The following is a 13,221-nucleotide window of genomic DNA, read 5'->3' as shown; positions in this document are numbered from 1 at the left end:
TCAATACGATATTTTTTTAATTTAAGCATTAGTTAAACGAATCATCCTCTGATGAAGAAGAGGAACCTGAATATTCAGATACATTGTATCCTCTAGCACTTAATTGAGATTTAAGTTCACTAGCATCACCTTCAACTTCTATATTTCTAGGAATTTCAGCAAGTGAAATTAAGACACCTAAATTAGATAGCGCTGATTCAGTTAATTGAGCTTTTCCTTTAATTCTAATTTTTTGGGTAATTGTTCCATTACTAAATTCAATCTTAGTTTTAGGAGGTGCTGGCTCGCCAATTGCCATGACACTATCTAATTGACCACCATCTAAGTCATCTCCAGATACTTCAAAATATGATTTATCATTGAAGAATTTTAGGTTCTTTAGTTTTCTTGGTCGATTATTTGAATTAAATTTATCATAGAATACTAAACCTTTTAGACTCTTAATTGAAGGTGCTCCTGAAAAATCAAGTCTTGTTGGATAACTACTATTTCCTTCGTCATTATCTGGATTATTTCCAGGTCCAAAGTTACCTTGGAAAATACCTTCATTATTTCTTACATAGTAAGCCATTCTTAGCCCATCATTGATTCGTTTATACTTATCTGATGAGTTATTTTGAATATCACTTTCTTCGAACGCTAAGGTATTAAAGACAATTCTTGAAGCCGCATTTTGAATGCCATAATTGTTTGAGTAATCAATTGTGTTTATTCATTCAACACCTTTTAGAGCAAGAGGATTAATTGATCAACTATCAAGGTGAATGTTACCTAATGTAAATAATGAAAGTTCTTTGATTTTTTTATTTTCAAGTTCAATCAATGATGCAGTATTTGTTGCACTAGCAGCAAAGAATAATTCAAGGTGAGGCAAATCATCAGGAAGTGCTTTCATAATTTCTTTAAATGCTTGATTTGGATCATTTTTACCCATATTTCGAATACGATATGAAGTAATTTTTTTGCCATCACTCTTTAGTTTATTTATGAATTCTAGCGTCTTTTTATACCCTTCAGAATTTGCTGCATCTATTTCAACTGCAAGTTCTTTTCTTTCTTTTCCATCTTCAGTTTTACTTAATTCAAATACTTTGATGTCATCCCCGTTACCTATGCCATAACTATTAAATTCACCTGTAGCATCTCTTTTGGTTCATCCAGGATATTCCCCTTTATTAATTTGGTCTGGATTTCTTCCATAGTATCCTGAAATACTAAATACTCTTCTTTCTTTATTTAGTTTTTCGTAAAGAGTTGTTACTTTGTTATAACCTGCAGGAACATCATATCCATATGAATCTAATTCACCATTTTCATTGATGTAAACATTATCAGCAGTTGCAGTATATCCTTCACCTAAGAATTTTTTAGCTCCAGCAGATAAAGTATTAAATTTTGAATAATCTAGATTTTGGATCAATCAAGCATACCTAATATCATCAGAATCAAAATGTTTGTTAGAATATTCTTCTTTTTTCTCGGGTAATAGAAATTCAAGTACTCTTGGGCCATCTAATAATTTACGAAAACGTTGTAAAACTCTTTGTCAATAATCATAGTTTTGTTTGAAAAATAATTCAGGATCATATTCTCCTTCTCTTTTTTCAAATGAAAAACTACTAAAAAATGAAGTTTGAAATGCTTTAAGACCTAGAGTTTTATGGTCTAATAAGTCTTTAGAAACGGCTGCTTCTAATTCTTTTGTTACTTCGACAGAAACAACTCTTCCAACTAAGTCATACACAAAAGGATTTCTATTTGTAATTCCTGCTGCAATGTCAGCATCATTTAAAGTTTGACCTGCTGGTTTTTCAACAATTGCATTTACTCTAACACCATTGAGTTCAAGAACTACACTTTCAGTTTCTTTTTTTGGTTCTGGTTTTGGAGATGGTGTTGGCATAGGGGTTGGTTGAGGTTCATCCTTGGGGGTTTCTTCAGGTTTAGTTATTTCAATTGGTTGGACAATTGGTCTAGTATCTTCAGTTTCAATTGGAGTAGTAAGTTCTTTTAGGTTTCTATCTGTATTTGAGATTGCAGCATTAGAAGTATCAGCAGCACCACGATTAAAAATCTCAGGGGATGCTTGGTTATGATTAACATAACTTATTCCAAGATGATTTTTTTGGTTATGAGCATACAGTATTCCAGAGGATGCTATTCCCAAAACTAAACTTAATCCTAGTGCGATTGCAATTTTTTTATTTTTCTTACTTTTAAATAATCTCATAACTAAAACTAGACCTTTATTATTTATATTTTTTAATACTTAAAAATTTAAAAACAAAAGTATAGCAAAATAATTTACTAAAAAAAAAAAAAAACAATTTTCTAAAGTAAAATGCACGATTTCAACTCAAATTGAGATACTTTTTAAAATTCTAAAATTTAGAAAAATTACTAAAAAATAAGTCAAGTAACCTTCTTTTCAAGGTTTTACTTGACTTATTAAAAATGAGTTTTTTAATTTTTTAATTGATAAAAGTTTATTTTAATCTTCATCAATTGAAACTTTTCCACCACGTTTTTTAATGATTTCATCAGCTAGATTACGTGGAATTTTTTCATAGTGGTCAAATCACATTTGGTATGTACCACGACCTGTTGTCATCGATCTTAGTTGTGTTGCATAACCAAACATTTCACTCAATGGAACATATGCCTTAATTACATGTGCGCCATCATTTCTTGTTTCGTTATCACGAATTTGACCCCTTCTACGAGAAATATCTCCCATAACATCACCAAAGAAATCTTCAGGAACTACTACTGCTACGTCCATAATTGGTTCTAGTAATACAGTGCCTAATAGATCACGTCCCTTTGTTAGTGATTTTGAGGCAGCAATCTTATAAGCCAATTCAGAAGAGTCGACATCATGGTATGAACCATCAAATAATGTTGCTTTAATATCAATCATTTGATAGCCAGCAAGAATTCCAATTGCCATTTTTTCTTTAAGTCCTTTTTCAATTGACTTAATGTATTCCTTAGGAATCTTTCCACCAACAATCTTATCAACAAATTCAAAACCACCATCTGGATTTGGTTCATATTTGATTCAAACATGACCATATTGACCTTTACCACCAGATTGTTTCTTATGAATACCTTCAACCTCTGCTGATTTGGTAATTGTTTCACGGTATGAAACTTGAGGAGCACCAACACTTACTTCAACTCTAAATTCTCTCTTTAAACGATCAATAATGATATCAAGGTGTAATTCACCCATTCCAGCAATAATTGTTTGACCTGTTTCTTCATCAGTGTAGTATTTAAATGTTGGGTCTTCTGCACCTAGACGTTGTAGAGCAAGTGACAACTTTTCAGAAGCATCCTTTGTCTTTGGTTCGATTGCCTGTGAAATAACTGGTTCAGGGAAGTTCATATTTTCAAGAACTACATCTTTGTGTTTTTCATCAATTAATGTATCTCCTGTTGTTGTATATTTTAATCCAACAGCAGCACCAATATCTCCTGTTCTAACTTCTTCAATGTCACTTCTTGAGTTAGCATGCATTAATAAGATCCGACTTAGTCTTTCTTTTTCGCCTTTAGTTGAGTTGATTACATATGAACCTTTATTAATAACACCACTGTATACTCTAAAGAATGTTAGATTTCCTACGAATGGGTCATTCATAACTTTAAATGCTAAAGCAGAAAAGAATTCATCATCTGAAGCTGGAATTGTAATTTCTTCACCATTTTTGTATGCCTTCATTGGAGGGATATCAAGTGGACTTGGTAGATAATCAACAACTGCATCAAGCATTAACTTAACACCCTTGTTTTTGAATGATGTTCCACATACTACTGGGAAGTAATTAGCAGTTAATGTTGCTGTTCTAAGTGCTTTTTTCATTAGATCAACTGGAATTTCTTGTTCCATCAATAACATTTCCATTAATTCTTCATCAAAATCAGCTAATGATTCAGCTAAAGATGATCTCATTAATGAAGCTTCATCCTTCAAATAACTTGGAATTTCGATTTCCTTCATATTTTCATCGACACCACCATCGAATTCATATGCTTTCATTGTCACCAAGTCAATAATTCCACTAAATTGTGCTTCTTCACCAATATTTAGTTGAATTGCGTGAGCATTAGCTCCTAATAATTTCTTTAAAGATTCAACAGAAGCCTTGAAGTTAGCGCCCATTTTATCCATTTTGTTTACATAAACAATTCTTGGAACTCTATAGTTAGTTGCTTGTCTTCAAACGGTTTCAGTTTGAGGTTCAACACCTGATTGGGCATCTAAAACAGCAACAGCACCATCAAGTACACGTAATGATCTTTCGACCTCAATAGTAAAGTCAACGTGTCCTGGAGTATCGATAATGTTTAATCTTTTATTTTTTCAATATGTTGTTGTCGCAGCAGAAGTAATTGTAATTCCACGTTCTTGTTCTTGAACCATTCAATCCATTTGTGAAGCACCTTCGTGTGTTTCACCAATCTTATGAATTTTTCCTGTGTGATATAAAACTCTTTCTGTTGTTGTAGTTTTTCCAGCATCAATATGAGCCATTATTCCGATGTTTCGATAATCATCTAATTTATATTCTCTTGACATATGTTTTTCCTAAACTCTTAAATAATTATCATCTGAAGTGAGCAAATGCTTTATTTGACTCAGCCATTTTATGTGTATCTTCACGTTTCTTAATTGCACCACCCATTTTATTTGATGCATCAATAATTTCGTGAGCTAACTTTTCTTCCATTGTTTTATCATTTCTTAATCTGGCATATTGAATAATTCATCTTAATGCTAAAGTTTGTTTTCTTTTGGCACTAACTTCACATGGAACTTGGTAGTTAGAACCACCAACTCTTCTTGAACGAACTTCTAGTTGTGGACTTACATTTTCCAATGCGCTATTGAATACTTCCATTGGATCTTTATTAGTTTTTTCTTTGATAATATCAAATGCACTATATAAAATGTTTTCGGCAACGGATTTCTTACCATCTAACATAATTGTGTTAATTAATTTGGTAATAATTTTTGAGTTAAAAACTGGATCTGCTAAAACATCTCTAACTGGTGCTTTATGTTTTCTTGACATATTTATTTCCTTTCTTTTAACTTTCTAATTAATTACTTTTTGGTCTCTTTGTTCCATATAGTGAACGAGCTTGTTTTCTATTATTAACACCTGCTGCATCTTGTGTTCCACGAACGATTGTGTATCTAACACCAGGTAAGTCTTTAACTTTACCACCACGAATTAAAACTACTGAGTGTTCTTGTAAGTTATGTCCTTCTCCAGGAATATATGCTGTAACTTCTTGACCATTTGATAATCTAACACGGGCATATTTACGAATCGCTGAGTTAGGTTTCTTTGGTGTCATTGTTGCTACCCGAGTACATACACCACGTTTAAATGGCGCAGAAATTGCTTTTTCTTTTTTTTGTAATGAGTTATACATTTTTAGCAAAGCAGGAGCTTTTGATTTTGTGCTCTTAGCCTTACGACCTTGTTTAACCAATTGCGCAACTGTAGGCATTTTTTTCTCCTTATTTAGATATTTTTAATTAATTTTTAATTTATTATTTTACTCTTTTTATCTTATAAATAAAATACGAATAAATTATACAACAACTAAACCGGTGTTTTATCTTTTTTTTAATTTTTTTAGGTATTAAAAAAAGACCATTAGGTCTTAATTTAATAATTCAAAAATTCTAAGTTAGAAGAATCTAAATATCAATTTTATATTTATTTTTAATCTCATTAATAAATTTAGCAAGATCAATACTTTGTTCCTTTAATTTATCAAGATTCAAGTTGTTGATATCAAAGTTTTTATTACTAAAGTTTTTTTCAAAATATTCGGATACTTCTTTGTTTAATTTTTTGTTATTTTCTAATTTTTCTAAATTATTTTTTGTAACAATTTTTCGTAGCTCGTTATATTGTTTAACATATTCAATAACTTCCTGAGCTTGTTGTAATTTTAAATTATAGAAATTATCGATTGATTTAATGATTTTATCCTTTGAATCTTCAAAGAACTTTCCTATTGGATAAGAATCTGAAATTTCTTTTTTTTCTTAATTCACTAACTGCTTTTTTAATGTCATTTTCAAGTTCTCTTATATCTTTATCTTCCTTCTTTGCTTCATTAAAAAAAGGTTCAATATTTCTATCAATTTCAATTAGACTTTTATTCTTAATTGTATTTAAAAATTTATTAATTGGAGCACATGAAACAACACTAAAACAACTAATTATTATTGGCGACGAAAATAGCATTAATTTTGTTACTTTTTTCATTGTATCTAACCTGACTTTATATCTAGTTTTATTATCTAGTTAAAAGGAATTTTGAAATCAAATGATTCTTATATTCTTCTAGAAATTCTGAAATTTCTTTTTCTAAGACAATTTCATTATTTTCAAGAGTGTAATGGATAATTGTATTTACATTATAAAATAAATCTTCAACTTCTGCATCACGATAAAATAATCATGAATTTTTTTGTGATGATTGATATATTGGATCCATTGAACGACTCATTGCTACATACTCATCATAATTTTTCTTGAATTCGTCTTTTGACATCTCTTTGCTTTCGGAATGTTCTTTTAGAAGTTTGGATTTATCATCCATTTTTTTCATTCACTCAACTTCATTTTGAATTTTAGTTTCTTCTGAGATTATAGCATCTTTTTTATTGTTGTTCTCTTCAAGCATTTGTGCTCTTTGAGCTTCTTTTTTATTGATGTCTTCTAATGTTTCATGGAAGTAATTGATCTTAAATAGTTGATTTAAAAATAAGTTGTATTGTTTTTTTTGACTATATATTGGTTTCGTTGTTTGTTGAGTCTTAGTTGTAACAATTTTATCTTCATTCATTTGATTATAAAATTGCATTCATCTTGTTAGGATATTTGATAAAAGTACATTATCATTTTTCAAACGATCAAAGTCAATATTAATCTTGTTTGGATAATTTTTATTTAGTTCAGCACTCTTAAATTCTTTCAAAGAAACCAATTCAGCTTCAATATCTTTTTGTTTAGATTTATATTGAGGATAATTAAATTTAACATAAAAAATAATTATTTGTCCTGCAGCTTGTGATAACAGTAGAATAATACCTGAGATTAATGTTATATAAAATATTGGTAGATATTTTTTATCAACATCAAGTTTTGCATATACTTTAGCAAGTAAAATTGCTGACATGATGATTTGTGCCAATATTAAAGAAGCAATTCAGATAATATTAAAAAATCCATTGCTTTTAAGGTTAATTCCTTGCATGTATTTTTTTACTAAGTATCCATCCAGTGTTGTTTTTGTTTTATCAATACTTCGTTTGTAATTAATAAAAAATTTAATCATGAAATAGATGTTAACGATGAACAAGAGTGTTAACACTAATGAATATATTAGTAATGAACTTGAGCTTTTTTGTACATCTGCATTTGCTTTTGTACTTGTCTCTAATAAAGCATATTCCATATTCGTTTTTTTCTCCTAACTTAAAATAACTAAAAAATCTTAATTAGTTTTTTAGTTTGATTCAATGTCATCCTTATTATCTTTATTGCTATCATGATGCTTTGAATCTAATTCATTAATTTCTTTTGTTTCTTCCTTAGTTATAGAGGAATTGCTATCTTTAGGTTTAGATTCCTTAGAATTCTCATTGCTTTGAAAGATTAAAATAATTTTTTCAATTAATTCATTTCGACTTAATTCTGAAGCTCCAAAAATGTTTAACTTTTGTGCCATCGCGATTAATTGCTTGTCATCCAATGTATTAAGTTGACTTCGATAATCAATTTTAGTTTCTTCTTTTTTATCTAAGATAACAAGTGGTGCTTTTTCATCTGGATTGAAATTATTTGATTCAGTTTGATTGTTATTTAGGTTTTGATTTTGATTGTTCTCAAACATTTGTGGAAACATATTAAATGGATTCCCATTAATACCTAATTGTTTTAATTGTTGTTGAGCTCTTAAATATCTAAACATTCTCATAATTTTTGAACATGGTCAATAAAATACAAAGTAACCGATTGGCAACATAATTGTAAAAATGAAATTCAATATACGATTTACATCTCAACTTGGAAATCTAAAGAATCCACCAATTGAGAAAAATAAATTAATGACAACAAATGTAATAATAAAAGTATATAAAGTAGATAATCAAGGTGAGTATTTACCAAAATCTTTTTTCTTAATTGCAATAATATAAGAAATCATATGTCAAATAAACATTCCAAGCGAAATAAACACAGTTACAATTGAGAATGCAAATTTTCTTGTATAGAATAATGAAGCCTGATTGTCAAAATCTGTAACATTTGAACCATGGTTTGCTGAAGATGAAAATGCTTCAATATAATGATTTATGTAATGATCCTTTCTTAGTGCAAATTCGATAAACATACTAAACAAAAGTATGCATAACACACCTAGGAAACAAGAAAATAGAATTCATCACAAATTAAACTTTTTGCTTTGATCATCATATAATTCCTCTGGACTTGAATATTGTGTTATATCAATATTTCTCATTAAAACCTCCTTGATTTTAATATCTAATTTAAATCATAATATTATATATACTAGTAATTTAAATATCTATAAATTATATATGATTATTATTTCAATTTATTTGCTTCAATTTCTTTTGCCATAATCTCAGGAAGTGGAATTTCAAAACTTCGTTGTATATTTTTATTATCAATAAATTCAAGTGAATATGCATGTAATCTTTGATTAAAATCATCAACTTTTTTATTATAAATTGGATCGCCATAAATCGGATGTCCAATGTAACTAAGATGCACTCTAATCTGATGTGTTCTTCCAGTTTTTAGTTGACATTTAATAACTGTTTTATCCTTGTTATCAATCTTTAAATAGTCAATAACTTCAATTGATGTAAAGGCATTTTTTGAATTTTGTTCAGTAACTGCGAACTTTTGGCGATTATTGATATCACGTCCAATGGGAAGATCGATGTGAATTTTCTTATTGGCAATTTTGCCATCAACAATTGCTATATAACTTCTATTGATTTTATGTTCTTTAAGCAATGAAGCAAAATAGTCGTGTGTTTCATTATTTTTTGCAACAATTAAAAGTCCACTTGTATCCTTATCGATACGATGAATAATTCCAAGTCTAAGCAGACCATTAACATTACTTAGATTATTCTTAAAATGATACATTAGTCCATTTACTAGTGTATTTTCCTTATGTCCGGGGGCCGGGTGGACAACTAATCCTGATGGTTTATTAATAATTAAATAATCATCATTTTCATAAACAATATCAAGTGGAATTTGTTGTTCTTTAAGATTAATTTGCTTATCAATTAGTCTTGTTATTTCAATCTCATCCCCTTCTTTAAGGATATATTTGTTTTTGTTAATTTTTATTTGATTAACAAAAACAGCACCTTCTTCAATAAGTTGCTGAATATCATTTCTTGAAATTGATGAATTAGATGCAATATATTTATCAATTCTTTGCACACAGTTAGCAATTAACTTCAACATAGTGTTAAATATTATATATAATAATTGATAAAATGGATTTCCTAGAGATTAAAAAATCAAAATTTATTCCGCTTTTATTTGACGTTAAAGATAAAGAAGAAACAAAAGAAATTCTTAAAGATTTGTGAAATAAAAATAAAAAAGCAAGGCATATAGTTTATGCTTATATTATTAAAAATGGCGAAATTACAATTAATGGTTATAGTGATGATGCTGAACCCAAAGGTGTAGCTGGGATACCTTTGTATACTCTATTAGAATCTAAAAAAATCTATAATAAAATGCTAGTTGTCATTCGCTATTATGGCGGTATTGAATTAGGAAAAAGTAATCTTTTAAGAGCTTATTTAAGTGCAGCTAAATTACTCATTAAATAAAAAAAATGCCTTTTAAAATCAGAACTTGATTTAGGCATTTTTGTTTTTTTTATGCTTCCTTAACAATAAATTGCGCTTTTTTTATTTTTTGTTCATGTACAATAATAAAAGCAAATTGCACTGTGTATAAAATAACAGCTAAACTCTGTCATATTAAAGCACCAATAGCTGCATTAATAATTGATTTACTTTCTTCTATATCAGTTCCCGGTTTTTTTGCTTTGATAACAACCAAAGTAAAAAATAACATTCATGATAAACAGTTTAGAATGAATAAAAATGGCATTCAAGGACTTAAACCATGGAAGTTTTTTGTCATAAATCCTTTAACTAATTGTGGTAAAAATGCTAATGCTGTTAGGGATGGGGTAATTAATCCAATAATGATGGAGGCATTTTTACTAAAAGTGGCAATTTTGTTGTTTTCTTTTGGATAAAACATTTTTGTTTGAATTTTTTGGATTACCAAAACAACAAAAACAGCAAAAAAAGCTGCAATTAATAAATCAATTAAAACAATAAAAAGTGTTGCAATTTTTAGTTGCTTTTTAGTGATTTCTTTGTTGTATGCATAAGTGTAATAAATTGTGAAGGAAAAAATAATTCCACAAATTAAGTTAGCTAAAAATACATATCAGCCATCTTCATTTGGTGTAAATACTCCATAAATAATTCAAATTACAATGCCCACAAAAAAGATCCAAAAGGAATAATAATTAATGTTTTCTGCTTTCTTATTTTTTAATAATCTAATTAACTGGGGAATGCCGAGTGAGATTGTAAAAATAGCTCCTGCGGCTCCAAATATCTGAATAAATATATCTAATATCATAAATAATTATTATAGCATTTAGGTATTTTGTTATCTTATTTATTTTAAATAAAATAAAAAAACACCAGGGGTGTTTCTTTGTCATTTCTGAAATGGTGGCTCCGGCAGGAATCGAACCAGCGACACACGGAGCTTCAGTCCGTTGCTCTACCAACTGAGCTACAGAGCCAAAATGGCGGTCCAGACGGGAATTGAACCCGCGATCTCTTCCGTGACAGGGAAGCGTATTAAACCACTTTACCACTGGACCGTGGTTGCGGAGGTTGGAATCGAACCAACGTCCTTTGGGTTATGAGCCCAACGAGCTGCCTCTGCTCTACTCCGCGATATAATGGCGGGCAATGAGGGATTTGAACCCCCGCGGGCCGTGAAGCCCCTGGCAGTTTTCAAGACTGCTCCCTTCAGCCTCTTGGGTAATTGCCCATTGGTGGACCCAACAGGACTCGAACCTGTAACCGACCGGTTATGAGCCGGTTGCTCTAACCATTGAGCTATGGGTCCAAAACTTTCCCGATTGAGCCGAATGCACATATGGTAGCACCGAAGAGATTCGAACTCTTGACCTTCCGGGTATGAACCGGATGCTCTAACCAACTGAGCTACAGTGCCATAATGGTGGAGAGGAAGGGACTCGAACCCTCTACCTCCTGCGTGCAAGGCAGGCGCTCTGGCCAGGTGAGCTACCCCCCCATAAATGGTGAAGAAGACAGGATTCGAACCTGCGACCGCTTGAGCCCAAGTCAAGTGCTCTACCAAGCTGAGCTACTTCTCCACACTTTTTATTTAGTTTAACTTATTATTTGCTTAAGCACTTTAAGCACTAAAAAATTATATATGTTTTCATAAAAAAGATATAAAAATATTATTTTTTTTATTTCTAGAAATCCTCTTCATTTCAAACAAATTCATAATCCTTGATTTTGATTGTGTCACCATCTTTAATATTGGAGTTTTTTATCAATTCAAAGACTCCTAGGTTCTTTAGTTTTGTATTAAATCTTCAAAGATTATCTAATGAAATAACTGGAATTTTGTCATATACTGCATATACATCATCACCAATAATTTCATATGTATCACTTGATAATTGTTTAATTTCAATCTTATTTTTTTCTAGTTGAATTAAAACTACATCTTCATTTTCGTCGATATTATCAATTAAATTATCTCTTGCATCTTTTAGTGTATTTCAGAGTTGCTTCTTAATTTCTTCAATATTCGAATCATTAAAAGCTGAGTTAACAATTAAGTTTATGTGAGGATATTTTATTTTAAATAAACTCATATGATGATCAAATGCTTCTAAATCTGACTTATTAGCAACAACGACTTGTGGAAGTAATTCCAATTTAAGATTGTAACTTTTAAGTTCATGATTAATAATTTCAAAATCTGAAATTGGATCCTTGTTTGGATCTCCAAAATCAATAACATGACAAATGACACGACAACGTTCAATATGCTTTAAAAACTGAATCCCTAATCCTTTACCCTCTGAAGCCTTCTCGATTAAACCTGGCAAATCAGCAATGACAAAATTATTCTCAAAATATTTAACCAATCCTAATTGAGGAACTAATGTAGTAAAATCATAATCCGCTATTTTGGGTTTTGCATTGGAAATCAAAGAAAGAATTGTACTTTTTCCAGCACTAGGTTTACCAATTAGTCCAACATCCGCCAAAACTTTTAAAGTCAAATGCAAATTAAATTTTTCGCCTGGTAAACCATTTTCACATATTCTAGGCGCAGTATTTCTTGATGATTTGAATCTTAAATTGCCTTTGCCACCTTTGCCACCTTTGGCAATTAAATATAAGTCTTCACTAACGACATCAGCAATTAATTTATTATCTTTGTAAACAGAAGTACCAAGCGGAACTTTTACAATTAAGTCTTCGCCTCCCCTACCATAAGCATTTTTAGGCTTTCCATTTTGACCACTTTCAGCAACGATCTTATTTTGATAATAGAAACTTAAAAGTGTATTTTGTCCAGAGTCTCCTTGGAAGTAAATTGACCCTCCGTCACCACCGTCACCACCATCTGGACCACCCTTATCCACATTTGCTTCACGACGAAAACTGATGATTCCATCACCACCTTTTCCTGCAATTGCTATGATATCAACTTCATCAATAAATTTCATGTGATTTATTTTATCAAAAAATAGCTCTTTTAAGGATATTTAGATTATTAAGTTATTTATCCTAAATAATTAGAAATTTCATTTTTTAATTAGTAATTTTCCAAGCATTTATGAAAATATTAAGTATATATTTTAATCTCTTCAATTTCATACTATACTAATTATTCAATTCAATTTCATATGTTTATTTACATTGAATTCTAAACAATCTAATTGAATTAAATTGTCTTTAGAATTGATTGAATATATACCAATGTAATTATTTAATTCAATCAAATTCAATGCAAATGAACAAAAATTACCCATTCTAAATTTAAG

12 protein-coding genes and 8 tRNA genes are annotated in these 13,221 nt (G+C 30.0%); 1 reads left to right on the top strand and 19 read right to left on the bottom strand.

Translation table 4 applies throughout. The annotated features are described in order from the left end of the window. Window positions 1–28: 28 nt before the first annotated feature. The 8 genes from BCF89_RS07505 to BCF89_RS00525 form a co-directional block, all read right to left on the bottom strand. A complete protein-coding gene (locus tag BCF89_RS07505; RefSeq protein WP_170108350.1) occupies window positions 29–2,230 on the bottom strand; it encodes a putative immunoglobulin-blocking virulence protein in 2,202 nt (733 codons plus the stop codon). Between the two features lie 261 nt (window positions 2,231–2,491). Further along, on the bottom strand, window positions 2,492–4,585 hold the full coding sequence (gene fusA, locus BCF89_RS00555; protein WP_111518038.1) for an elongation factor G: 2,094 nt from the start codon (window positions 4,583–4,585) through the stop codon (window positions 2,492–2,494). 25 nt (window positions 4,586–4,610) lie between these two features. After that, complete coding sequence (rpsG, locus tag BCF89_RS00550; protein WP_111518036.1) at window positions 4,611–5,081, bottom strand: 30S ribosomal protein S7; 471 nt, start codon at window positions 5,079–5,081, stop codon at window positions 4,611–4,613. 28 nt (window positions 5,082–5,109) lie between these two features. Next, the gene (gene rpsL / locus BCF89_RS00545) at window positions 5,110–5,526 is read right to left on the bottom strand and encodes a 30S ribosomal protein S12 (protein WP_111518034.1); all 417 of its coding nucleotides are present in this window, start codon (window positions 5,524–5,526) and stop codon (window positions 5,110–5,112) included. Window positions 5,527–6,011: 485 nt separating this feature from the next. Next, window positions 6,012–6,296, bottom strand: coding sequence for a hypothetical protein (locus BCF89_RS00540; RefSeq protein ID WP_111518032.1), 285 nt, complete (start codon window positions 6,294–6,296; stop codon window positions 6,012–6,014). Window positions 6,297–6,327: 31 nt separating this feature from the next. Next, entirely contained in the window at window positions 6,328–7,491 is a 1,164-nt protein-coding gene (locus tag BCF89_RS07500; protein WP_111518030.1) for an ABC transporter permease, read from the bottom strand. A 51-nt stretch (window positions 7,492–7,542) separates the two neighbouring features. Beyond that, a complete protein-coding gene (locus BCF89_RS07495) occupies window positions 7,543–8,556 on the bottom strand; it encodes a hypothetical protein (RefSeq protein WP_111518028.1) in 1,014 nt (337 codons plus the stop codon). 86 nt (window positions 8,557–8,642) lie between these two features. Beyond that, complete coding sequence (locus tag BCF89_RS00525) at window positions 8,643–9,545, bottom strand: RluA family pseudouridine synthase (RefSeq protein ID WP_111518026.1); 903 nt, start codon at window positions 9,543–9,545, stop codon at window positions 8,643–8,645. A gap of 32 nt (window positions 9,546–9,577) precedes the next feature. Here BCF89_RS00525 and BCF89_RS07490 point away from each other — a divergent pair, with 32 nt between their 5' ends. Further along, the gene (locus BCF89_RS07490; RefSeq protein ID WP_111518024.1) at window positions 9,578–9,922 is read left to right on the top strand and encodes a YigZ family protein; all 345 of its coding nucleotides are present in this window, start codon (window positions 9,578–9,580) and stop codon (window positions 9,920–9,922) included. 49 nt (window positions 9,923–9,971) lie between these two features. Here BCF89_RS07490 and BCF89_RS07485 read toward each other — a convergent pair whose 3' ends face one another. From BCF89_RS07485 to BCF89_RS07480, 11 genes are all read right to left on the bottom strand, one after another. Then, window positions 9,972–10,754, bottom strand: coding sequence for a PQ-loop domain-containing transporter (locus BCF89_RS07485; RefSeq protein WP_111518022.1), 783 nt, complete (start codon window positions 10,752–10,754; stop codon window positions 9,972–9,974). A 93-nt stretch (window positions 10,755–10,847) separates the two neighbouring features. Then, window positions 10,848–10,923: transfer RNA gene (locus tag BCF89_RS00510), tRNA-Phe, on the bottom strand. 4 nt (window positions 10,924–10,927) lie between these two features. Beyond that, window positions 10,928–11,004 (bottom strand) — tRNA-Asp (locus tag BCF89_RS00505). 1 nt (window position 11,005) lies between these two features. Then, window positions 11,006–11,080, bottom strand: a tRNA-Met gene (locus tag BCF89_RS00500). Between the two features lie 6 nt (window positions 11,081–11,086). Next, window positions 11,087–11,177: transfer RNA gene (locus tag BCF89_RS00495), tRNA-Ser, on the bottom strand. Window positions 11,178–11,179: 2 nt separating this feature from the next. Continuing rightward, window positions 11,180–11,255: transfer RNA gene (locus BCF89_RS00490), tRNA-Ile, on the bottom strand. Window positions 11,256–11,286: 31 nt separating this feature from the next. Next, window positions 11,287–11,363: transfer RNA gene (locus BCF89_RS00485), tRNA-Met, on the bottom strand. A 4-nt stretch (window positions 11,364–11,367) separates the two neighbouring features. After that, window positions 11,368–11,444: transfer RNA gene (locus BCF89_RS00480), tRNA-Ala, on the bottom strand. 5 nt (window positions 11,445–11,449) lie between these two features. Continuing rightward, window positions 11,450–11,526: transfer RNA gene (locus BCF89_RS00475), tRNA-Pro, on the bottom strand. A 105-nt stretch (window positions 11,527–11,631) separates the two neighbouring features. Next, window positions 11,632–12,903, bottom strand: a complete 1,272-nt coding sequence (gene obgE / locus BCF89_RS00470; protein WP_111518021.1) for a GTPase ObgE — start codon at window positions 12,901–12,903, stop codon at window positions 11,632–11,634. 132 nt (window positions 12,904–13,035) lie between these two features. Further along, a complete protein-coding gene (locus BCF89_RS07480; RefSeq protein WP_170108349.1) occupies window positions 13,036–13,209 on the bottom strand; it encodes a hypothetical protein in 174 nt (57 codons plus the stop codon). Between the last annotated feature and the right edge of the window lie 12 nt (window positions 13,210–13,221).

The organism is Metamycoplasma auris (assembly GCF_003253435.1).
GTDB classification, from domain to species: domain Bacteria; phylum Bacillota_I; class Bacilli_A; order Mycoplasmatales; family Metamycoplasmataceae; genus Metamycoplasma; species Metamycoplasma auris.
Note: the sequence above shows the minus strand (reverse complement) of the source record. Positions and strands in the feature narration are given on the sequence as shown.